Genomic DNA, 23699 nt, shown 5'->3' with positions numbered 1-23699 from the left:
AATTTATATGGGTATAACGAGCTTGTAGAAAAACGATTTTTAGAGATCGTTATCCAGCAGCTAAAATTGAAATTATTACCTGGCCAGTATTTAACCACAACCCCTTAACATAATCACCCATTATCCGCAGTCGAATGAATTCGATGTGAATAACTCTGTGGATTAACCCACATTCACGTAATTCATTAACTTTTCGATGTTATGTACCAAACAATATAACTGCCATTGACCTTGCACCTTGCGTTTTCCTCGTAACGAAAATCGATTCAGCTGTTTATTCGCGCAAATATTGGCGAAAACCGGCTCCACAGTCGACATGCGATGACCGTAAATAGCTTTTCCTTGTTTGCTATCAATCCGACGCTTCATCCAGTCTGTCGCATTGGCATGAATCGAAAACGTTTTGGATACCTGACGCCCATGACCTTCGCGGCTATCGGCTGACGAAGGATTACGCATGCATTCATGCTTGAGGGGACAGTGACGACAATCCGTTAGCTTACCCTCAAAATACAATTGCATTCGACCAGGCCCTTGACGGTATTCATGTTTCAGCCACATGTCCTTCCCTGCCGGACACTTACAGCTTTTTCGTTGCAGGTCAAAAATAAATTCCGAGGCCGGAATAACGCCTTTTACTCCCTTCACATTATCTTGATGGCGCTTACCATGTTTCTCTTTTTGATGGTCAAACATCTTGTCTCTTGAGCGAAATTGGTTATCCGGAATATATGCATTGATACCTTCTTCTTTAAGGTACTCATCGTTAGCACCATTGGAAAACCCCGTATCCGCTGTAATGATCACATTGGATTTTAGGATGTCGTCGCAGATCCCCATCTTTTGGTAACGCGTCTGTATGCTATGCAGAACCGGCTTTAATGTGTGGTGTTCCTGACTTTCACCAAAAGCCTGGGCGTCAACGATAACCTGATGCTTCTTATCAACGGCGGCTACGCCGTTGTAACCCTGGATGGTACCTTTGCTGGTAGTCATTTTGGCTGATTCGTTGTCGGTAATATTGCTCTTCACTTCCTTTGGTTTTTTACCTTGCCCCATCCGTGGGGTTGCTGTCTTTAGGAACTTATCTATCCGCTCGAATTCTTTTTTCAGGGTGTCGGTTGCTTTAGCGAGTTGCTGCTTGCGGTCTCGCTCGTTGGGTTTTCGGCCATCCAGTTTTTTGTGTTCTTTCAAGCAGGTGCGGATTTTGCGGCTGATCTTTTCTCGCTTTTGAGCCAGCTCATCCAAGGTTCCGGAGTGCTCCTTGGCGGCATTAGAAGATATCTTGCAACCATCAATGGCAAAGAGTTCATGTCCCAGTAAGCCATGTTGGTCGCACACCAGTATTACTTGTGTAAAAACCGATTCAATCGCATCCGGATAGCTACTGACAAAGCTGGCAATGCTGGTGAAGTGGGGGACGGAATCGCAGGAGAGGGCTTTGAAAATAATATTGTGCTCGCATTGCCACTGAATGTCGCGGCTGGAGGTAATGCCCTTGGAGTACGCAAACAAGATGATTTTGAGCAAAATGGCAGGGTCGTAAGCTGTACGCCCACCGCCATCGTTGCTGTACTTTTCGTAGAAAGCCGACAGGTCGATATGGTTGTCGATTAATTTATGAAGGGTAAATTCGAAAGTGCCTGGCTGTAATTGCTCTTCAAAATTAATAACCACCATTGCGCTTTGGCTATAGCTGTATTTTTTGAAGTTTGGCATGGCGCTACTCCTTGAAACGATACCGAATTTTATCAAAAAATCACTATTTTTAGGAGTTTTTCTACAACTTCAACGCCGTGCTCAACGGCAGTTTGTAATTCGTGGCTTTGTGGATTACTTTTGCGCAGCAAAACCACAAAGCCGCGAATTACAAACTGTCCAGCGCACGAAGTGCGCGAGTTGCAGCACTTTGTTAGCTTTACCTTTTTAAATGGTCAAGATACGGGTCTAATTCTGTAAAGGTACTTGCTGCTTCTTTAAGTTCACGAGCAGCATGCTTCCAGAACACTACATGGACAGCAATTCCACGCTTTTTCAATTTTTCAATTGCTGGCACATAGTCAGAGTCACCAGAAACCAACGTAACTTCGTCTCCAGGCTGTAATATTTCATATGAATCTTCGATCATTGTTGCCACAATGTCGGTGTCAATTTTCTTTTCCGCATTTGCAACATTGCGATCATAGGTTGTAACTTCAAAGCCATTTTTTTGTGCTGCAACCCAAAGCGAGTCATTTTTTGGCGGGCGAGAGCCAAACAAGGCAGCTTTTCTAACCTCCGCTTTCTCTCCGCCGGCAAACTGGAATAATTTACCAAAGTCTAATTTCCAGCTATGGTCACAGACGTTGCCTTTAACCGCAGTCCATACATCAGGAACCATTCCACTTGCAAAGGCCGCAACATGCATACCTTCTATCCATACATTTGAATTATCGACGTAAAGTAAATTCGCCATTTATTTCTCCTTTTTAGCTAACGCCGCGATAAACGGTGGTTTTTAAGTTGCACTTTTGCCATAAAATGGAGCGAAGCGGAATTGCAAAAATGCAACTTGAAAACCATCCGGTTGATTGCTTTGTTAGCTATTTTTAAGAGCCTCAATATTTTCAATATATTTTTTTGCCACTACTGTGCCTTTGTATTCTTTAGTAAGAATATTAGCGATATTCCTATACAAATTGTGATACTCATAGAGACAATCTGCATATCCGGACACATCTCTTCGTTCTGCAGCCAACACCATATTGTCAACATGCAAGGGAACCATATTTAGAGAATTTACCCAGCTTTCATTTAAAACATTTCTTGAAGCAGCGCTCATTAGAGATATAAGCTCTGTTTCAAGAAAAGGAGAATACTTAAATAGCTCGTTTATTGTATTTTGTAATTCTTGGATAGTATGAGAAACGGCTTCGCCAACTTTCAATGGGCGCCCGTGTTTACTTCCGCTTAAAGGAATTACATCATTGTCCATGAATACATTTTTTGCTGCAGCCCTAAAGGATTCTGCAGTTAGACACTCTGTCTTCAATGATTTTTGCGATATATTTGAATTTGTTGCGTGCTGCATTATAAAAAGTATGTCACTTAAAAGCCTATTAGTTAAATGTGCTATGTGCTCTTCAACATGTTCTCTTTCAATTTTTTTTGGAACCACCACGGTAACAAGATAAAAGAAGTATCCAGATATGTACGCCAAACACAAGTTAGTTGTGAGATCTGAAAGTTTTGCACCGCCAGTAAATAACTCTTTTGATTCAGCAAAAATAAACTCTAATGCACCAACAAGGACTATAGAAATCAGGAGAAAAATTATCAAGATTTTCTGCGTGGATATCTTCTTCATTAACACTCCAAGCTAACATTGTTATTAGACGGAAAGTTTCCGTATAACATCCCGGAAAGTTTCCGTCTAAGTTTTTGATTGAGATTTATACCATACCGTCAAATTACCCGCTATTACAGGCTTATAGCACTTTATCCTCAACTAACAGCGGATAAAAGGCGAAAAGTTTCCTTGCTAATTCACTCATTATAGATACACCCATGGTTTACATATACAGACAGCCAATTTAACAGTACCGGGGCACATCATTGTACAAATCCCTTTTTTATCAATCACTTATGACGAAGTATTACATTATGTTTTATAACAAACAGTAACCACTATTTACCGGCAGCCTTGATATAAAGCAGCGGTCTCAGGCTCATAAAAAAACAGCCCGCATTACTGCGGACTGTTTCGGCAGATATATAGATGTTTGGAGTCCCCTTTCAAAACCGCACAAGCATCAATAAACCTTCTCCTCTCCCTCCGGCCGCGTTTTGAAACGCGGCTGCGCCCAGAAATATTGTTCCGGGTGTTTGAGGATTTCGGTTTCCATAAATTCATTGACGCGGCGGGCGTCGGCGTAGTCGTCGCCGGTGGGGTAGTTGTCAAACGCGGGATGAATCACCACATCGTAGCCGCTGCCGTCGGCGCGGCGGTATTGGGTGAAGGGAATAATTTTGGCGCGGCCCATGCGCGCGAATTGTGCGGTGGCGGTTACTGTGGCGGTGGGGACGCCAAAGAAGGGGACGAAGATGGATGCCTTGGGGCCGAGGTCGCGGTCGGGGGCGTACCAGATCATGCGCGCTTTGCGCAGTTGGTTGACAATGGCGCGCAGGTTGTCGCGGCTGATGGCGGTGCCGCCTTTGCAGTAGGCTTCGCGGCGCACCTTCTGCAAATAATCGTACACCGGGTTGGAGTGCGGGCTGTACATGCCATCGTAATTGACGTATTGGCCGAGCATGGCGCTGCCGATATCCAGGGTGGTGAAGTGCAGGCTCAACAGTAATGCGCCCTGCCCTTCCTGTTTGGCTTGCTCCACGTGTTCAACACCGGTGATGGTGAATAACCGGCGCAGGCGCCACTTGGGCCAGAACCAGGCGATGCCGGTTTCGAAGACGGCCATGGCAGTGGAAAACAGGTTTTCCTTTAACAGCTGTTCGCGCTCCGCCTCGGTTTTGTCGGGGAAGCACAGGCGCAAGTTGGTGCGCGCCATGTGGATACGTTTTTTATTAAGATACAACAGAGGGCACAGCAGTTTGGCCAGCCACCATTGAACCCGAAAAGGTAATTGCGCCATCAAAAACCAGATGCCTGCCCCAATCCAGGAGGGCCAGTGACGGGGAGCCAGTAATGCGCGGGTGAATTGGGGTGAACTCATAGATCAGGTCAAAAAAAGGCGATATTAAAAGGCGGACATTATACGCTGCCCGCCCGGGTTGGAGACCTTAATCCCTAGAAGCTGTAGACCAGGTTAACAAAGGTGGTGGTATCGGTTTTTTTCTTGCCGGGCGCCACATCAGTGTCATTGGCGATATTAACGCCTACCTTCATTTTCATAGCGTTGGTCAGGCTGGCGGCTACGGAGGATTCGCTGATGGTTCGCGTGTTGTCCGAACCGGATTCCACACTGAGCAGTTGCTTGAATTCCGCATTGGAACTGAATTTCCACAACAGTTCGGTCGCCGCACGCAGGATGGCACCCGACTCGATGATGTAGGAATCCGGATTATCGGCGTCCGGCTTTTTACCTTCGAAATAACCCGGACCGGCTTCTACAAACCATTGCAGTTTGGGTGTGGAATAGAGCCAATCACCATAACCCATGGCCACGGTGGTGTAGGTGCGATAGGCACCGAATTTGTCATCGGTATAGGAGACATAACCGAACAGGTAGGATTTTTCCACCCCGAGTAAATAGGCAGATTTGAGCGAGCCAAAATGCTTCTCTGCGGTTTTTTCCTTGGACTTGCTGCCATCATCCTTGGTGACCTGGTCTTCTTTAAACAGGGTGCTGAGGATGTATTGGTTCTCCCACTTTTCCAGGGTTTGGCGGGCGTCGATCTTGCCTTGCAGACTGGTGGTTTCGGTATTGCCGGAGGTATTGATAAGACCAAGGTCCACCTCTACTTTCCAGCCGGGGCCTGGCGCGCCTTCGTCTGCCTGGAGGCAGGGGGCAATAGCCGCAGCGGTTAGCATGGAGAGGGATAACAGCAGGTGTTTGGTAGTAGGCATAACGGATTCCTTTGAAGGGCCGGCGGAAAATCAGTCCAATTCCACGGGAAATCGGGTTTACCTGGACACGGCCTGGGTAAGTAATGGGCAGCAGTATCGCTGTCCCGAGGGCAAACCATAGCGCCTAACCGTGGCAAAGGCAAATCGGTAAATAGCTATGTTGTTGAATTCTAAAGAAAACGGCCAGCCATAGGGCTATGGCTGGCCGTTGACGGATAGGAGGCTGTTAGTCGCGCAACAAGCAGTTGAGCTCATCCACGACTTCGGCCCAGTCGGAGCTGGATTGGCGGGCCTGCTGTAAAAAGGCGGCCTGTTCGGCAGTCCAGAAGGGCGCGCTGGCTAATGGCTCGGCCTGGGGGAGCGGGCGATGCTTTTCGATAAAGGCATCAATCGCAGCGGAAGAGTTGGGAAGACCTAATTTGGCAAAAAGATCGTTGAGCGTGTAAAACATGCTGCCCTCCTACGTGATACAACGGGTGCTCCGGGTTGTCCACCGGACTGGCCGGTACCCCACTCACCGCCCTGGCCAGGGCCAGGCGGTGAAGATAATTAGAATACCTGTTATTTCAGGGAAGTGGATACACCTTGCTGCAACATCTTATCCAGGCGGTCATCTTTTGTTTGCCAGAGCCTATTGACCCATTGCTGGAAGTTTACACGATAGGTTTCATCCTTATCGTAATTGCCCAGCAATTCATCGCCGATGGGCAATTGCCGGCGATGCACACGAATTTCTTTCACATCGCCACACACATACTCCCAATAAGTAGGAATACCCGATGGATAGGCAATGGTGACATCCAGCAACTGGTGCAGTTGGCCATTCATGGCGGATAAGGTCGAAGCAATACCACCCGCTCTGGGCATCAGCAAATGGCGATAGGGGGATTGTTGCGCAGCATGTTTAGCCGGGGTAAAGCGCGTCCCTTCCATGAAATTGATAATGGTGACCGGGTGATGGCGGAAACGCTCACAGGCCTTGCGCGCACGGGCGCGGTCTTTGTCTTTTAACGAAGGGTCGCGCGCTATCTGTTCGCGCGAGTAACGACGCATATGGGGGAAATCCAATCCCCAGAGGGCAAGCCCCAAGATAGGAATCCACAGCAAACTCTGTTTGAAAAAAAACTTCACACCGGGAATATCGATACCAAACACCCGCACCAACACCAGGATGTCCACCCAGGACTGGTGGTTGGCAACCAACATGTACCATTCATCGCGGCGCAAGTGCACATCGCCCTCAATCACCAGATGAGCGGGTAGCAGTTTTGCTTGCTGCCAGTTATTCACACGAATCCAGCAATCGGCAATGCCATCCAGCCAGGGATTAAATGCCTGGCGCCAGGCTGGAACCGGGGTGAGCAACTTGAGCAGTGCCAACACCACAATAGGAGCGGTAACCAGAATAATGGTGGTGGAGAAAATGGCGGTCAGCAGCACACCGCGCACATGCTTGAGGATAGTCATGGCTATCGCGCCTCAAAAACAAAAAGCCCACGGGGGGCTTTTTGTATTGCCTGTCGGTATCGGGTTAAAAGGGCTTAACTTGTGGGGAGACATCCGCATCGTAATCCACGGAGGCGACTCCAAAGCCAAACAGCTTGAGGAATTCATCGCGGTAACCTTTGTGATCGGTAATCTCGAACAGGTTTTCTTCGGTTACTTGTGGCCAGATACTTTCCACCACTTCCTGAACCTTGCGCTCCAATTCCAGTTCATCCACGCGGAAGCGGCCATCGCTATCCAGGCGAGGATTACCTGAGTAAATACATTCCGTGAACAGGCGCTGGATTTGCTCGATACAACCCTCGTGGCTGCCCTGCTCTTTCATCACTTTAAACAGGATCGACAGATAGAGCGGCATCACCGGAATTGCCGAGCTCGCCTGGGTGACAACGGCCTTGAGTACAGCCACACGCGCATCGCCCTGGTATGTGGCGCTCAGGGCTTTGGCGGCGCGATCCAGGTCTTCTTTCGCCTTGCCGATGGTGGCATGGCCATAGATTGGCCAGGTCAGTTTGTCGCCAAGGTAGGTGTAGGCTACGGTTTTAAAACCGTCTGCCAGTAAATCGGCTTGCTTGAGCGCTTCGATCCACAATTCCCAATCTTCGCCGCCCATGACTTTAACCGTGTTGGCGATCTCTTCCGCAGAGGCAGGTTCAACCGTGACATCGGCAATTTTCAGGGTATCGGTATTGAGGTTTTTGGCGGTGTAGGACTTGCCGATAGGCTTGAGCACCGAAGAATAAACTTCACCGGTCTTGGGATCGGTGCGACGCGGCGCAGCCAGGCTGTAGACCACCAGGTCAACCTTGCCCAGGTCTTGCTTGAGGGCATCAATCACTTGTGCCTTGCACTCATCGGAGAAGGCATCGCCGTTCAGGGTGCGGGCATACAAACCGGCAGCAGCAGCCGCGTCGTGAAAGGCGGCCGTGTTGTAGTAACCTGCAGTACCGGTTTTGGTTTCACTGGGCTCTTTTTCAAAGCAAACCCCCAGAGTGGCAGCGCCAGAACCAAAGGCAGCCGTAATACGCGATGCTAAACCGTAGCCAGTGGAGCAGCCCAAGACCAGTACCTTTTTGGGGCCATTGGCGATAGATCCTTTTTGCTGGGTGTAAGCAATTTGTTCCTGTACATTGGCCGCACAGCCTACCGGATGCGCATTGGTGCAAATAAAACCGCGTACTTTGGGTTTGATAATCATGAGGCTACCTTGTAGTCGGGAGTTTCGCCGGCCCTGTGTTCCCTTATTAAGAGGCGATGGTTCTGGCAAGCGAATCTCGTTAGCGTGAGTTAGCGAATAACACCACCGGGAATAGCGCAGGCCGGTAGCGGGACAACCAAAAGGCGGCCATTATAGTGCGGTCATGGCGAGAAAACAGTGCCACTGCCGCCAAAACACCATTTTTTATTTAAAATCAAATAGTTAATAGAAGGATATTACTATGCTCTACCCTATGTTTGGCATGATTTTACTCACCCTGGCCGTTGCTGGCCGCCTGTTATTTTTGCGTATCAGGGCAGTGAAATCCGGTCAGGTCAGGTTGAGCCAATTCCGGCTTAACCAGAGTGATAATGTTCCGGACGCTATCATCCAGGCCTCGCGCAACTACACCAACCTGTTTGAAATCCCCGTGCTTTTTTATGCCGCCGGCTGCATTGCCGTTGCTAAAAACCAGGAAAGCCTGGCCCTGGTCATCCTCGGTTGGTTGTTTGTACTCATCCGTGCCTGGCACAGTTGGATCCACTTGACCCACAACAACGTCATTACCCGCATGCGTGCCTTTTTGGCAAGCAACCTCTGTGTATTGGCGATTTGGATTATCTTACTGATTAATCATATTCAACAGGCATAAATGCCCAACGCTTCTTAACAAGGCACAGAGGCATCTTTCTACTCAATGGTGATGCCTTTCTACTAAAATGCTTGCGATTTACTAACCCCCGGATATTCCTATGATTACGCACGAACCCAATCCCCTCTACGCTGCCAACCCCGAGCGCTACAAAACCATGCAATACCAGCGCTGTGGTCGCAGCGGCTTGAAATTACCCAAACTCTCGCTCGGGCTCTGGCAAAATTTTGGTGCGGTCGACTCGCAAAGTAATGCACGCCATATGTTGCGCCGCGCGTTTGACCTGGGCATTACCCATTTTGACCTGGCCAACAATTACGGACCCCATTACGGCTCGGCTGAACAAACGTTTGGGGCAATTTACGCACAGGATTTTGCGCACTATCGCGATGAGTTGATTATCTCCAGCAAAGCCGGTTACGACATGTGGCCCGGCCCTTACGGCAAGGGCGGCTCACGCAAATACCTGGTGAGCAGTTGCGACCAAAGCCTGAAACGTACCGGGCTGGATTACTTCGATATTTTTTATCACCACTGTATGGATGCGGAAACACCAATCGAAGAATCCATGCAGGCACTGGATTACATCGTGCGCTCCGGTCGCGCGCTCTACGTGGGCATTTCCAGCTACCAACCGGCACAAACCCGCGAGGCGGTGCGCATCCTGCGCGATTTGGGTACACCGCTGTTAATCCACCAACCGCGCTATAACCTGTTTGATCGCTGGATTGAAAAGGGTTTAACCGATGTGTTGCTCGATGAGGGGGTTGGCTCCATTGTGTTTTCACCCCTGGCACAGGGCGTACTGACCAACAAATACCTCCAGGGTATTCCGGCCGATTCGCGCGCGGCACGCCCGGAGCTGATTTACCTGAACAACAAGGACATTACCCCCGAAAAAATTGAAAAGGTGAATGCACTCAACCGTATCGCCGAACAGCGCGGCCAATCCCTGGCGCAAATGGCGATTGCCTGGACCTTGCACAACCCGGCGGTTACCAGTTGCCTGATTGGTGCCAGTCGCGCAAGCCAGATTGACGACTCTGTCGCCGCATTAAATAACCTGCATTTTTCGACGGAAGAGCTGGCACAGATTGATGCGATCGCTGCGTCACAGTGAAAGACATCACATCACCTCCCACTTCCTAAAAAAAGCCGGCATCAACGCCGGCTTTTTGCTATCAACGGGACAATATCTGCGCGTATTTATGTGTTAAATCCTGGGCGGGATACATGAGCGAATGCGCCTGGACAGCAAACCCGGTAAAGCATACCAGCAAACATAACCGCCCCCAGAATCCCCGCTGCCAGGCGTATACCAACACCACACAGGCCAATAGCACAGGCGCAACCAAAATCAGTGCGGACATTAGCAGGGTGAGCATCTCACTCACCTCCCTGAGCTTTGTTATTACCCATACCCACGGCATACCAATTCACCCGGCGAGTCAGTGCCATAAACCCGGCCAGCAAACCGAATAACAGGAGCGAGCCCATTAACAAGGCGTAATCCTCGGCACTCAATAAACCGTACAACAGGGCATACAAGGTGGCCAGGCCGGATGTAAAACCCAATCCGCGCCAAATACTGTGCAATACAAAACACACATAGAAACCGATCAGGCCAACACAGGCCGCCGCCGACAGCAGATAGGCCCAGCCAAAATCCAGATGCTCGGACAGGGACAGCAATAACAGATAGAAAAACGCCAGTGCCAGGCCCACCAGGGCATATTGCACCGGGTGTACCTGCAAGCGTTTCATCACCTCAAATAAAAAGAACCCGGCAAACGTCAGCACGATAAAAAGCAGCGCATATTTAATGGCGCGATCGCTTTTGACATAGTGGTTAACCGGGTCGATCAGGCTCACACCAAAACGGGTGCGTTCAAAGCCCTGGCAATCCTTGTGTTGTGTGCAGCGCGAAAAATGCTCCGCCATATTGGTTGAGAAATAACTGGTCTGCCACTGGGCACTAAACCCCTGGGCGTGGATGTGGCGATCAGCTGGCAAGAAATCACCGATAAAACTGGGGTGTGGCCACGCGGAAACCAGGTTGAGGCGCGTCTCTTTGCCCACCGGTACGAGGCTGAATTTGCCGGTGCCCTGTAACAGGATATCCAACCGGAACGCGATGGTTTTATCCAGGGTAATGGCCGGCAGTTTGCTGTGGACGCCTTCACCCAGGATTTTTACCTGGCTACCCGGATCAACCTCTTGCTCGACCTCATCCCAGTGCAGTTTGAGTGAATTTTTAATGCCGCGGATATCGCTGATACCCATCGCCAGATAAGCCGGTTGCAGTTGGTAATCCGCCAGGGCATTACCCAATCCCCAGTCAGCCGGTATACGAAACTGCCCTTCAATCTGGGTATCGGCATGGTAGAGGTTGACCTTATAAATACCGCGCTGGCGCAGCTCGGTACTCATCTCACTATTAACTTGCAACAGCTCCGGTAAAAAATACAGTTCACCACTGACCTCGCGTTTTCGCCATACCGATTCATTTTGTTCGTTCAGTGCCCAGTATTTTTCCGTTTTGGTGTAGGGCACCACCAGAACCGGCCCTGTCAGGGTCTGGGCATCGCTGGAGCTGCGCGCGATTTCCTGCGCAACGGTTTCGCTGTAGTGCTGTCGCTCATCAATAGAGCTGCGGATCATCCCCAGCGGAATCAACAGCAATAACATCAATAGTGCAATAGCGAGGGTTTTATAAAGCAGTGGATGTTTCATAGCAGGCTCCCTGGTGATATTCAGGGAGCATTTTCACGCGCTTGTGTGGGCGTTTCATGGGGAAATGGTGGAATTTATGTGGGGAATTTGAGCGAGACGCGCACACCGTCTGGCAAATTCTCGACCAGGAGCTGCCCGCCATGCAGCTTCATGACCTCCTGGACAAAACTCAAGCCCAGCCCGGTGCTTTTTTTGCCACTGGAGGGTCTGGGCAGGGAGAAAAAACGTTCCGTCACACGGGCCAGGGCAAACTCGGGAATGGGTTCGCCCTCATTGCTGATAGCGATAACCTGAGCGCCCTGCTGCTGACTCAACTGCCAACGGATACAAGCGCCAGGCGGAGTAAAGTCGAGCGCATTATCGAGCAGGTTGAGCAAAGCCTGATGCACCAAAAACTGCTCGCCGACAATGACAGTATCCTCATCACCCAACAGATCGACCTGTATCTGTTGCAGCGCAATAGAGGCTGCCCGCGATGCCAGTAATTCCTCAATCAGGGCTTTAACAGCGAGCGGTTTGGGGTCGTGCAAAGCCTGCTGTTGCTCTACCATCGCCAGGTTGAGCAGGCGCTCGATCAAGCGCTGCAAACGCAGGCTTTCACGGTCGATGGTATGAATAAATTGTTGTCGACGCGCATCACCCATGGGGGACTGCAATAATTCCGCGGCAGCGCGAATACCGGCGAGCGGGCTTTTCAGCTCGTGGGTCAAGGTTTGCACATAGTGTTCCACATAGGCTTTGCCCTCCAGCTGGGTACGCATGGATTCCAACGCCCGGGCTAATTGCCCCAGTTCACTGCTGTTGATCAAACTGATCGGCAATAGCGCCCGCTGCCCCTGGCTGACAGCTAAGGCGTATTCGCGCAAGCGGCGCAGCTCGCGGCTCAACCACCAGGAAAACAGCGCACCGGATACCAGCCCCAGTACAATCAAGCCCGCGCCCAACAATCCCAAACGGCGCTGGGTACGATCAATATAAGGCTGCAGGGTACGATTGGGTTTAGAGACGGACACCACACCGATAATCTCGCCCTCATGCTGAATCGGCGCCGCTACATACATCACGCTGGAGCTTTCATCACCATCGATTTCCTGCGAGGAGCGCGCACCGTATTTTCCCTGCAGGGTTAAATACACATCGTTCCAGCGCGAATAATCCTGGCCAACGGCCAGGTGTTTTGAATCCAATAAGACAATGCCCCGGCTATCGGTGACATAGATACGGTGACTGACATCCTGTTTGCTAACGCCCCAGATACGGGCATTGGGCTGGCGCTGGCCATAGGCGGTAAGCACTTTTTGAATAGCGTCGGATTGCAATTGATGGTGCAGTAATGGTTCGCGCAAAAATTCAGCCAGTAAATTAGCCGTATCCACCAGGGTTTCTTCGGTGGATTGGCGCACACCGGGACGAATTTCTTCCATCACCGTGCGCAACACAAAATAACTGCACGCTGCAACAAACAGGATATAAACAATAAAAATGCGCGCACTCAGTGTCATTGCAGGTTATCCGGTTGATAGGCATAACCGAAGCCGCGCAGGGTCTTGATCGGTTCTGCACCGGGCTTTAGCGCGCGCAATTTGGCGCGCAGGGTCTTGATATGGCCGTCAATACTGCGGTCATAACCCGCATCGGTACTGATACCCAGGGCATCGAGCAATTGTTCGCGGCTGAAGACACGCCCCGGCTGCATCACCATGGCCTGTAGCAGGGAAAACTCCAGGCGTGTCAGGCCCAGCAACTGTTGATGGTAGTGAATGGTCTTGCGTTCCGTATCGATTACAAATTCACTAGCGTCCTGCACATCCGCTGCTGCACTTGCCAGCGTCGCCCCCACCTGGCGGGTGCGTTTGAGGATCGCCTTGACCCTGGCCGCTAATTCGCGCGGGCTGAACGGCTTGACCACATAATCGTCGGCGCCGATTTCCAGGCCCACGACCCTATCCAACTCACTGCCGCGTGCGGTCAGGAATATCACCGGCACCTCGGAAAACCTACGCAACTGTTTGCAGGCTTCAAACCCGGTCATGTCCGGCAGGCCGACATCCATCACCACCAAGTCCACAGGCTGTCGTTGGGGGGATGCCTGCAGGTACGCCAAGGCCCTGGACGCCAGGGTTTCCCAATGGGTGGTAAAACTCTCGGACTCCAGGACAAAGACCAGGCTTTCGGCAATCGAGGGCTCATCTTCAAGGATAAGGATATGGGGTACAGACACCGGGTGGGTTCCCTGCAGTTTTTATAAGGGGGAGGTAGTGCCAAACGGCGGCACGCGTGCGTTTCATGGAATCACAGATTAACGGGGCTGACAACCGCAGGCCGCCATTTAACGTATTGCAAACCACCGATACCACGCCTAACCTGATGGCATGCACCTGCTGCCGGGCCCTGCCCGGACAGCCCCTGTCCGGATGATGTCGCCATGAGTACGCCCCCTATTCCCGCCGAGCCAGTCACTATTGTCGGCGGCGGCCCCAAGAAGGTTCTCTATACCCTCAAAACTGTCGCCCGTATTGGCTTGCTTAACTCTGCCAAAGCGCTCAACAGCAAGAATACCTGCAAGGCCTGCGGCTTGGGGATGGGCGGCCAACATGGCGGTATGACCAATGAAAAGGATGAGTTTCCCTCGGTGTGCAACAAGAGTATCCAGGCCCAATCCACCGACATACAACCGCCGATTCCCACCGACTTGTTTGCCCATACCCTGGAAGATTTCCAGCAGTTAAGTGCCTATGAACTGGAACACCTCGGGCGCTTAAATAATCCGCTGTTTAAAAGCGCGGATAGCAATAAATACGCGCCCGTCAGTTGGGAATTTGCCCTGGATAAAATGACGCGCGCCTTCGCCCGGACATCGGCAGGGCGCAGTTTTTTCTATTCTTCCGGCCGCTCCTCCAATGAAGCCGGGTTTGTCCTGCAATTACTCGCGCGCCTGTACGGCACCAACAACATCAATAACTGCTCCTACTATTGCCACCAGGCTACCGGTGTTGGTTTATACAACGTGATCGGCAGTGGCACTGCAACGGTATCGCTGGAGGATGTGGGCGAATGCGATTGCATTTTTGTGATCGGCGCCAATCCGGCCTCTAACCATCCACGCTTTGTGCACCAGTTAAAAAATTGCCGTGAACGCGGTGGCCAGGTGATTGTGATCAATCCGGCCAGGGAGCCGGGGCTGGTGCGCTTTGCCGTGCCCAAAAGTGCCAAATCCATGCTCAGTGGCGGCACCTGGATTGCCTCTGAGTATGTACAACCCAACATTGGCAGCGACCTCGCCCTGTTAAAAGCTATCGCCAAAGCGCTGTTGGAAAGCGCCCATATAGACACAGGGTTTATTGCACAGCACACCCAGGGCTTTGATGCCTTTGCAGCAGATATACACGCACATTCCTGGGACTACCTCTGCCATACCTGTGACCTTGATGAAGGCCGTATCCGCGCCCTGGCGGATGCCTACAGCCGCGCAGATAAAGCTATTTTTGCCTGGGGCATGGGCATTACCCACCACCTTCACGGTGTGGAAAATGTGGAGGCGATTGCCAACCTGGCCCTGCTGCGCGGCATGATCGGCAAACCTGCTGCCGGGCTACTGCCCTTGCGCGGCCACAGCAATGTTCAGGGAATAGGAACTGTCGGCGTTAAGCCCATTCTGGCCGAGGATGTGTTGCATGCACTGGAGCAACATTTCCATATCCAACTACCGCGTAGTGAAGGTATGGATACCCTCGCCTGCCTCGAAGCGGCCCATGCGGGGAAAATCGATACCGCGCTGATCATGGGCGGTAATTTACTGTCTGCCACCCCCGACACAACCTGGGCACGTGAAGCACTGGATCGCATTGGCTGCAAAATCTATCTCACCACCACACTCAACCATGGCCATGTGAGTGGCATGGAAACCAGCGAGGCCCTGATATTACCGGTAACCGCACGCGATGAAGAATGGCAAAGCACTACCCAGGAATCCATGTTCAATTATGTGCGCCTGAGCGATGGCGGTATCACCCGCCTGGGCAATGTAAAACCTGAAGTGGAAATTTTGTGTGAGTTGGGTAAACGCCTGCTGCCGGATGCACCGCTGGACTTCCAGGCACTCAAGCGACACGACTCTATTCGCGCGGCTATCGCGGCGACGGTTCCCGGCATGGAAGCATTAAAAGAGATTGGCAGCAGCAAACAGGAATTCACCGTGGCCAATCGTCTGTTGGATCAACCCTTATTCCACACGCCATCGCACAAGGCACAATTTCGCGTCACCCCCCTGCCGGAAGACAAAACCTCAACCGAGTTTCCGTTTTTACTGGCCAGTATTCGCAGTGAAGGACAATTCAATTCGATTATCTACGAAGAGACAGATTCCTATCGCGGCACTGACACACGTTGGTCCGTGTTAATGAATCGCGCGGATATGGACAGGCTGGGTATGGGCGGTGACAGTTTGGTCGATGTGGAGTCCGCGCAGGGAAAAATGGAAGCAGTGCGCGTATTTGCCTTTGATGTGCCTCCGGGTAACCTGCTGGCCTATTACCCGGAGGCCAATGTATTAATCAGTCGTACTCACGACCCACGCAGCAAGACACCGGCATTTAAATCCGTGGCGGTGCGTATTTATCCCACACCGTCGTAATTGGCTTATTTAGCAAATACCCTGAACAGGTGTTTAGCAATGTCGGTGTTATTTAAATTACCGGCAAAATGCTCATGGCCTTTGCCATAGGCAAAAACCTGTACATCCTCTCCGGTGTGGCCGCTGGTGGTCCAGCCTGTGTGTGTACGCTTGTTGATAAGCGTCAATACCTGCGCCACCAGAGCGCCTTTAACAGCGGCAGGGTTATGCTGTTGAGGTGCGTCTTCCCCGCTGAGCCGCGAGTGGGGAATCCAGCGCTGCAAAGAGCGTTGCTCTGCCTCGGACAAGTTCATTCCCGTCAATTGCAACCAGATTTCCTGCCAGTTTTCATCGGCTGCCAACAGTTGGTCGGCAATTCGATTGGCCGTGGCTTTAATGCCACGGATACTGGCCACATCCCAGTCATAAACTCCATTGGCGCCGATAGAAAGCCCTCCTGTACCATGGTCAGCGGTCACCACCATTAAGGTGTCAGGATGTTTGTCCACATAGGCTTTCAGGACACGCAGGGCACCATCCATATCGCGCATTTCGGCCATAGCACAGGCAATATCATTGGCATGGCCGCACCAATCAATCTGGCTCGCCTCTACCAATAAAAAAAAGGGTTTTTTACCCAACAGGTCCAATGCCTGCTCGGTCATTTGCTGCAAGCGCAGTGGCTGCTCGCTATCCAATGCAGAGGGCATACCTTCAGGCGCAAATAAACCCAAGGCCGGTAAGCGTTTGAGTTTATGGCGCTGCTGCCAATCGCCGGCAAAGGCATAACCATGCTTGCGGAATTCCTTAACCAGGTTGCGATCCTTGCGTTCAAAATATTGTCGCCCGCCCCCCAGTAATAGATCCAATTTAAAACGGCCGTCTATGCGCTGGTCGAAATACTGGTCTGCGATTTCGTTGTTTTCACTGCGGTGCCCGACATGGGCGGCAAAACTTCCCGGGGTTGCATGGGTAATCGGGCTGGTTGCCACCATCGCCGTTTGGTAACCGCGGGCCTTGGCCGCCTCCAACAGTGTCTGCACCGGCTTGTGATGCTCATCGACACCTATAGCACCGTTACGGGTTTTAACTCCGGTGGACAATGCAGTTGCCGCAGCGGCCGAATCAGTTACCAATGTTGAGTCGCCCGGATAGGTACGTGCCATACCCACCAATAACTCATCAAATACACTGGTCTCTATATCCGCTGTCGCAGGATCGTCCGCAAAATAGCGATAGGCGGTGGTGTAACTCGGGCCCATGCCATCGCCAATCACAAAAATAATACTCACAGGTGCTGCAGCGACGCCTGCAGACTGGGCAAACAATGCGCCGAATAAACCCAGGGAACGATACAAAGAACCTGCTGAAAACATCGTGAAAATACCCCTACTAGCCAAACAGACTGTATTTCATGCTAAAGATAGAACATAAAAAACCAGGGGCCGATTAAAGACACCCTGGTTTTTTGATCACTCATGACTGCAAATTAAATCCAGTCAGTATTATTAGTGAAGTACAACAATTTCATTTTGCGAAAGGTTGAATACACCGGAGCCGGAGGTAATGTTGACCACATCACTGCCCACCTTGCTGGTGTAAGCACCGTTTGCCAAACACAGGTTAGGCACAGTAATGCTAGTCGCTGAACCACGGTTCATGGCAACCACAGCACAATCAGCACCCTGCTGACGCTGGAATACCAGCACATCAGCATTGACCCAACGCTCAGCGTAACTACCGCGCTGGATTGCCGGACTCACTTTACGCAGATCTGCCAGAGCCTTGATCATGGTAAACGCAGGTGTAGTCTGGCTAAAGGATGGCATCATCTCGCGGTTGTAGGGATCGTGACCAACTTCACCATCATTGTTCGCTGTAAACCAGGTGGAGTTCTGCTCGGAGCCATAATAGATAGTTGGAATACCGGGCAAGGTCATGACCAGTGCCATACCCATATTTTGGCGAGCATCTGCAAAAGATTTGGACATACCCTTACCGGTACCATGATTGGTATTACCGGTCGTTTGCAGATAAACACTGGTACGGGTTGCATCGTGGTTATCCAGGAAAATCGCCTGCCAACTGTCGTAACCATTCATGGCGGTCGGACGCGACTGCACATGGGCACTCAAATCGGTCATGGTGATATTGCCGGCAATTGCATCTTCAATCGTATTTCTCAGCCTGAAATCCAGCAACTCGGAACCGCGACGCTCGTTGAGGAACTGCATGGACAGTGAGTCACCCGCACCGGCGTTGTACCACTCGCCAAAGATATAGGTATCCGGATTTTTAGCCCTGACCGCCGCGCTGAAACGATTAATAAAGCTGGGCTCTATATGCTTGATCGCATCAATACGGAAGGCATAGACACCGTGATCCATCCATTTCAGGGCCGCATCAATCAGGTATTGGTCCGCAATACTGTTAGAGCTGGTGCCGTGTTTAAAATCACTCAGGTTATACAGGCTCTTATTGCGGAAAGACCAGGGATCATCCCACTCACCCGGGCAGGTAGTGGCAGGATTGGTGTCTCCACAATCGGCGATAGCGCCATTGCCGTTATACCAGGTGTTTTTACCACTGGCGAAATCGGTAATGAAGGCGCCTTCCTTATACAGGGCTCCGAACTCATATTGGTCATCCTGGTTGGAATGGTTGGGGGCAATATCCAATACCAGTTTCATGCCCCTGGCTTCCATCTGCGCAACCAGTTCATCAACCAGCGCCCAATCACCCAGGTGCTCGTCAACTTCATAGAAATCGCGCGCCCAGTAACCGTGGTATCCACCTTCGGTGCCCGCGTTAATATTGTCTGCCAAGGGCGTTACCCAGATGGCACTCACACCCAACGCCTGGAGGTAATCCAGTTTGGAAATCAAACCTTCAATATCACCACCCCAATATTTTTTCCATTCACTTTGGTTACCGGCTGATTTCACGGTCGAGGTGGCCGCCGCATTAAAGCCGTTGTCGTTGCTGGTGTTGCCGTTGGCAAAACGATCCACAAAAACGAAATAGATAGTGCGTGCCCGGAAATCCGCAAACTCTGAACTGCTGGAGCTGCTGGAACTAGAAGAGCTGGAACTGGAGCTGCTGCTGACCGAAGACGAGGAGGAAACACTGCTGGATGAACTGCTGGACACACCGCAATTTGCCGCCAGGTTTTCCTGCACGCTGATACTGTTATTGCTGCTATCGAAGGTGATTTTTGTCCAGCCAACACTCACCACATAATCGCTGGCAGGAATCGCATCGCCCCAACCGCCGTTAGGGTCGATCTTGAAGCGCGGGCCACCGCCGCCATCGCCACCGGTAAAATTCTGGCAACTCTCGTAGACACTGGAAGTGCCAACACGGGTCATCAAGGTACCTTCAGCCCAGCTATTAAAGGTGCCGCGCAGGTGGTAGTTCGCCACGGCGGAAATAGACCAGTTTTTGGTATCGGTAAAAAAGCGGATATCCCAGGTGCCGGCACCGACGGAAATATTGCTGCCCCCAAGTCCACCAACACCGTAGTTTTCTGACCAGTCGCCCCAGCGATCAAATTTGATGCTGCCCGCTGCACTGAAGACCACATTATTCAACACCATGGTATTGGTACCGCCGGAATTCATTTGGGTTGCTGCCCAACTATTGTGGGTCCCCCTGAGAAACCATTCCGCTTGAGCACTTGCTGACGTTGCCAGCAAGAAAACCAGAAGATGAGTTTTGAGTTTCATAGCCTTACCTTAGTTGAGCTTATTAAAGATTATTAAAATCCGAGGGATCGCTATTGGATGAAATAAGCAAAGACTAAGGCAAAACTCTACATACGTATTCATGCATGCAAATCAACATGGTCAACCATGAATACGTATGTAAAGATTTATTGATGTTGTTTTTGGCGACTTGACTATTTAGCAATCGGGTCTACACATTTTTCGCGCTCTTACCTGTGGCACATTTTTTTGCTTTTTCATTCATGGATTATTCGTCAAATACCACTATTGCTTCTAGACTAGGAAATACCGCCTTATGGATATCGAATTTCTAACCATCCTAATTACATCCGAATCCTATGAAATACTTGGCAAGATTACCCATGTCTTTCCCTAAAAGACTGCTTGGCTTTTTAATGCTTGGCGTATGCCTGGGTTGCAGTTCGGCAACAACCCATGCCAGCGATGAACTCACGATCATTTACACCTATGCCAAGGATCACTTTGCCAGGGTACTCAATGAATTCGGTAAAGCCGAAAAAACTGCGGTATCACTGGAATTCAAAGAGCAAAATGATCTCAAGTCCAGCCTGATGGGCATGGTGGAAACCAACAACACACCCGACGTCATCATCATGCCCGCCGACCATGTCGGGCTCTATGCGTTTATCAAATACAGCGAAATCAATCCAAAAGATTTTACGGCTCAGATTCCGGAGCGGATCTGGGGCAGCAGTTATTGCGATGGAAAAATTTACGGCGCCCCGCTGATACAGGGCAATCACCTGATGCTGTTTTACAACAAAAACCTGGTGACGGAGCCTGCTGCCGACTGGAATACCATGTTTGCCCAAAAAGCCGAGCTGGCTAAAAAAGGCATAGACACCATTGCCTGGAGTTTTGATGAGTCTTACTGGTTCTTACCCTTTTTAGGTGCCTACGGCGGATGGCCGCTGAACAATGGCAAAGTGGAACTCAATACACCCGCGATGGCCGCCGCCCTGGACTTTTATAAAAGCCTTCGCGCTCGCGACCTGCCCTACCCCAATTGCAGTTACCAATGTGCGGTTGATTTATTTAAAACCGGTAAAGTTGCCTACACCATCAACGGCGACTGGGTTGGAAAAGAATTCCACGATGCCCTGGGTGATAACCTGGGTGTCAGTGCAATTCCCATGGCCGAAGGCAAAAAAATGCAACCGACCTTCTCCACCCACGTGATTGCCTTTCCCAATCATGGCTTAACAGGCCCGAAGCGCGACCTGCTGATTAAGCTGGCTAATTATCTACAAAGCCCGGATGTACAAAAACGCCTCTGGGCATTGAGTGGTGCCATTCCAGTGGAAAACTCAGCGTTTGAATACGCCCGCCAACACGCCCAGGGATACCTGAAAAAAACCATCGAATTAATGGCAGATACAAAACCCCTGCCCGCCGACAAGGAAATGACGTTTATCTGGGACGCCATAGGTAAAGGTTATCTGCGCCACCGCGAAGGCGCACTTGATGGTGCTGCCGCCGCACGCTATATGCAACAGTTAGCTGAGCGACATATTCGCAACGCACAGCGTATGTCACAAAGGGAGTCAGCCGCACAAACGGGTACCCCACCTTAATTAATCATTATCAGGTACTGGTGTGTCATTACTTGCAAAACTTAGCCTGCGCAGCTTTCGTCACACGGTGCTGGCCCTGGTGTGGACGGCTGTGTCTGTCCCTATCCTTATGCTGTGTGCTTACCAACTGCGCAATGATTACGAGCAGCGACTAGCAAGTAATGCGCGTGAACTTGCCTATGAAACAGAACGCGCGTCTTTTGTGCTCACCCAAAACCTGCGACAACTGATGGGCGACCTGGATCGCATCGCCAGCGATGGGTCGGTGATCCGCTCACTGTCCATGCCCATACTGACGCCCATATCAGTTAAAAAGATCGAGGAATTCCTGGGACATAACCCGGCTAGCAATAGCGTTATGCTGATCGACAAGGAGTTATTTCCGATTGAGGTCTTGCCCACCTGGGCACTCACCGATGATCTATCCATCTACGAATCCTTTATGCAGGCAGTCGTTTCCTCACCCAGCTCTATCAGCGATCCGCGCCCGCGCCTGTTTATCGTCACTCCGCAGGACAATACTGAACCGCAACTGGTTTTTATCCGCCCAATCTTATCGGCCAGCGACTCACTCTCCCAACCGTTCCAGGTCAACGGATTGCTGCTGGTGAATGTCGGTATCACCAAATTAATGCGCGGCCTCGATTACAACGAAACCAATAAGCCGGAATTATTGCGCTTACTGAACCAGGAACAATTACTCTTTGAAGAGCGAACCAATACTCAGGATATCGAAATCAATACCCACCAGGCACCCTTAATCATTGGATTGGATGAACAAAAACGCCTGGCACTGGAAGTGGGACGATCGCCCAAGGGGGTAATGAAACAGGTACTCATGGGCTACCGCGCCCAGGCAGCAGCAGCCTTGCTGTTTATGATACTGATGCTAATTGTGGTTAAAAAACTGGCCGACAAGCTGGCGCACCCACTGGAACTGCTCAGTCAGGTCACCAACCGGATGAGCAAGCGCAATTTCCAGGAAGCGCCCGGAGACGCCGTGGATACCCACTCGGTTCAATACCACGAGTTTTCGGAAGCTTTTCAATTACTCAGCGATATGGAAACCACCATTCGCCAACAATTCCAGCAATTGCACGATGCCAATGCAACCCTGGAAGATAAGGTGGCAGAGCGCACAGAGGCGCTAAAGAAAAATATTGCACTGCTGGATGACCAACGCGAGTCATTACAGCGGCTGGTGCAGTATTCCATTGAGGTCCAGCAGATTGCCTCACTGGATGAGTTGGGGCCGATGACCCTGGCGCTGGCAGACAGTATCTGCAACCAGCAATTGGGGATTTACCTGTTGCGCAGTGAGTTTTTTTCCGGTTATGAACAATTGGATCAACTGCAGGAAAAATCTCGCGCATTCCTTCGTGCCCAACATGCACAACTCAATGACTATGCCTCCCTGTTGCGCCTGGCCAAGAACACACCGCAATTGCATTTCTTTCCGATAGGTTCATCTACCCCCAGTTACCAGGGCTTTTTAATTACTGAACGCAGTGAACACAGCGAGCACTCAAGCGAAGCCTTGATGGTATTAAGTACCATGCTGGTTTCAGCGATCAAACAACATACCCTCAATACCAAACTGCATCGCCTGGCACATATAGACTCAGTGACTCGCCTGCCCAACCGCCATTACTTCACTTCCAAATTCAGCGAAATGCTCAATCGTTTTAACAATAATAACCCGGCGACCCATTTCGGCGTTTTTGTGATCGATGTGAATGGCCTGAAATTTATCAACGATCACTATGGGCACCAGTATGGCGATGAAATGCTTAAAATCGTCGCTAACGCGATCCAGCAGGTTGTACGCGCTAACGATACCCTGGCACGTGTGGGGGGCGATGAGTTTTACATTATCCTGGAGAATGCCTCTGCGGATACCTGTGAGAAATTTGCCATCCGTATGCGCGATGTCAGTGCCCAATTGACGATGAATATCAACGACCAGCTATTACCGATCAGTTTCAGCCTGGGCTATGCCAGTACCGACCAGGATTCTTTGCGCAACCTGCTCAGCCTTGCCGATGAGCGAATGTATTTCGAAAAGAAAAAACACTACAAAAACCTGTCTGGTCATTAGTGGCTGGCGTTATACTC

The 23699-nt window shown here is 50.8% G+C and carries 19 protein-coding genes; 5 read left to right on the top strand and 14 right to left on the bottom strand.

Annotated features, from left to right (window positions below; genetic code table 11):
• Nucleotides 1–162: 162 nt before the first annotated feature.
• The 8 genes from CJA_RS06940 to fabV all read right to left on the bottom strand — a co-directional run bounded on the left by CJA_RS06940 (nucleotide 163) and on the right by fabV (nucleotide 8267).
• Nucleotides 163–1719 carry an IS1182 family transposase gene (locus CJA_RS06940; protein WP_012487053.1) on the bottom strand — a complete coding sequence of 519 codons (1557 nt, stop codon included), beginning with the start codon at nucleotides 1717–1719 and terminating at the stop codon, nucleotides 163–165.
• A 199-nt stretch (nucleotides 1720–1918) separates the two neighbouring features.
• Nucleotides 1919–2455 (bottom strand): NYN domain-containing protein, encoded by a 537-nt coding sequence (locus tag CJA_RS06935; RefSeq protein WP_012487051.1) that lies wholly within the window; start codon nucleotides 2453–2455, stop codon nucleotides 1919–1921.
• 123 nt (nucleotides 2456–2578) lie between these two features.
• Nucleotides 2579–3346 carry a hypothetical protein gene (locus tag CJA_RS06930; RefSeq protein WP_041551243.1) on the bottom strand — a complete coding sequence of 256 codons (768 nt, stop codon included), beginning with the start codon at nucleotides 3344–3346 and terminating at the stop codon, nucleotides 2579–2581.
• A gap of 445 nt (nucleotides 3347–3791) precedes the next feature.
• Nucleotides 3792–4709, bottom strand: coding sequence for a lipid A biosynthesis lauroyl acyltransferase (locus tag CJA_RS06925; RefSeq protein ID WP_012487049.1), 918 nt, complete (start codon nucleotides 4707–4709; stop codon nucleotides 3792–3794).
• Nucleotides 4710–4783: 74 nt separating this feature from the next.
• Nucleotides 4784–5563, bottom strand: a complete 780-nt coding sequence (locus tag CJA_RS06920; protein WP_012487048.1) for a DUF481 domain-containing protein — start codon at nucleotides 5561–5563, stop codon at nucleotides 4784–4786.
• 226 nt (nucleotides 5564–5789) lie between these two features.
• A complete protein-coding gene (locus tag CJA_RS06915; protein ID WP_012487047.1) occupies nucleotides 5790–6014 on the bottom strand; it encodes a DUF2789 domain-containing protein in 225 nt (74 codons plus the stop codon).
• 110 nt (nucleotides 6015–6124) lie between these two features.
• Entirely contained in the window at nucleotides 6125–7030 is a 906-nt protein-coding gene (locus CJA_RS06910) for an acyltransferase (RefSeq protein ID WP_012487046.1), read from the bottom strand.
• 64 nt (nucleotides 7031–7094) lie between these two features.
• On the bottom strand, nucleotides 7095–8267 hold the full coding sequence (gene fabV / locus CJA_RS06905) for an enoyl-ACP reductase FabV (RefSeq protein WP_041551241.1): 1173 nt from the start codon (nucleotides 8265–8267) through the stop codon (nucleotides 7095–7097).
• 241 nt (nucleotides 8268–8508) lie between these two features.
• Here fabV and CJA_RS06900 point away from each other — a divergent pair, with 241 nt between their 5' ends.
• Nucleotides 8509–8919 (top strand): MAPEG family protein, encoded by a 411-nt coding sequence (locus tag CJA_RS06900; protein ID WP_012487044.1) that lies wholly within the window; start codon nucleotides 8509–8511, stop codon nucleotides 8917–8919.
• A gap of 100 nt (nucleotides 8920–9019) precedes the next feature.
• Entirely contained in the window at nucleotides 9020–10039 is a 1020-nt protein-coding gene (gene mgrA, locus CJA_RS06895; protein ID WP_012487043.1) for an L-glyceraldehyde 3-phosphate reductase, read from the top strand.
• Between the two features lie 61 nt (nucleotides 10040–10100).
• On the opposite strand, the gene CJA_RS06890 is transcribed toward mgrA, so the two are convergent.
• From CJA_RS06890 to creB, 4 genes are all read right to left on the bottom strand, one after another.
• Nucleotides 10101–10304, bottom strand: coding sequence for a hypothetical protein (locus tag CJA_RS06890; RefSeq protein ID WP_041551239.1), 204 nt, complete (start codon nucleotides 10302–10304; stop codon nucleotides 10101–10103).
• Between the two features lies 1 nt (nucleotide 10305).
• Nucleotides 10306–11652, bottom strand: coding sequence for a cell envelope integrity protein CreD (creD, locus tag CJA_RS06885; protein ID WP_012487042.1), 1347 nt, complete (start codon nucleotides 11650–11652; stop codon nucleotides 10306–10308).
• 74 nt (nucleotides 11653–11726) lie between these two features.
• A complete protein-coding gene (creC, locus tag CJA_RS06880) occupies nucleotides 11727–13154 on the bottom strand; it encodes a two-component system sensor histidine kinase CreC (RefSeq protein ID WP_012487041.1) in 1428 nt (475 codons plus the stop codon).
• A complete protein-coding gene (creB, locus tag CJA_RS06875; protein WP_012487040.1) occupies nucleotides 13151–13873 on the bottom strand; it encodes a two-component system response regulator CreB in 723 nt (240 codons plus the stop codon). Before creB ends, creC begins: the two co-directional genes overlap by 4 nt.
• Before the next feature lie 204 nt (nucleotides 13874–14077).
• Here creB and CJA_RS06870 point away from each other — a divergent pair, with 204 nt between their 5' ends.
• Complete coding sequence (locus CJA_RS06870) at nucleotides 14078–16285, top strand: FdhF/YdeP family oxidoreductase (protein WP_041551235.1); 2208 nt, start codon at nucleotides 14078–14080, stop codon at nucleotides 16283–16285.
• Between the two features lie 5 nt (nucleotides 16286–16290).
• Here CJA_RS06870 and CJA_RS06865 read toward each other — a convergent pair whose 3' ends face one another.
• Both CJA_RS06865 and CJA_RS06860 read right to left on the bottom strand, forming a co-directional pair.
• A complete protein-coding gene (locus CJA_RS06865; protein ID WP_238526840.1) occupies nucleotides 16291–17622 on the bottom strand; it encodes an alkaline phosphatase in 1332 nt (443 codons plus the stop codon).
• 150 nt (nucleotides 17623–17772) lie between these two features.
• On the bottom strand, nucleotides 17773–19989 hold the full coding sequence (locus CJA_RS06860) for an alpha-amylase family glycosyl hydrolase (RefSeq protein WP_012487036.1): 2217 nt from the start codon (nucleotides 19987–19989) through the stop codon (nucleotides 17773–17775).
• Between the two features lie 362 nt (nucleotides 19990–20351).
• Here CJA_RS06860 and CJA_RS06855 point away from each other — a divergent pair, with 362 nt between their 5' ends.
• Both CJA_RS06855 and CJA_RS06850 read left to right on the top strand, forming a co-directional pair.
• Entirely contained in the window at nucleotides 20352–21584 is a 1233-nt protein-coding gene (locus tag CJA_RS06855; protein WP_238526839.1) for a sugar ABC transporter substrate-binding protein, read from the top strand.
• 22 nt (nucleotides 21585–21606) lie between these two features.
• The gene (locus CJA_RS06850) at nucleotides 21607–23682 is read left to right on the top strand and encodes a GGDEF domain-containing protein (protein ID WP_012487034.1); all 2076 of its coding nucleotides are present in this window, start codon (nucleotides 21607–21609) and stop codon (nucleotides 23680–23682) included.
• Nucleotides 23683–23699: the final 17 nt, after the last annotated feature.

It is taken from the genome of Cellvibrio japonicus Ueda107, from assembly GCF_000019225.1.
Lineage (GTDB): Bacteria > Pseudomonadota > Gammaproteobacteria > Pseudomonadales > Cellvibrionaceae > Cellvibrio > Cellvibrio japonicus.
Note: the sequence above shows the minus strand (reverse complement) of the source record. Positions and strands in the feature narration are given on the sequence as shown.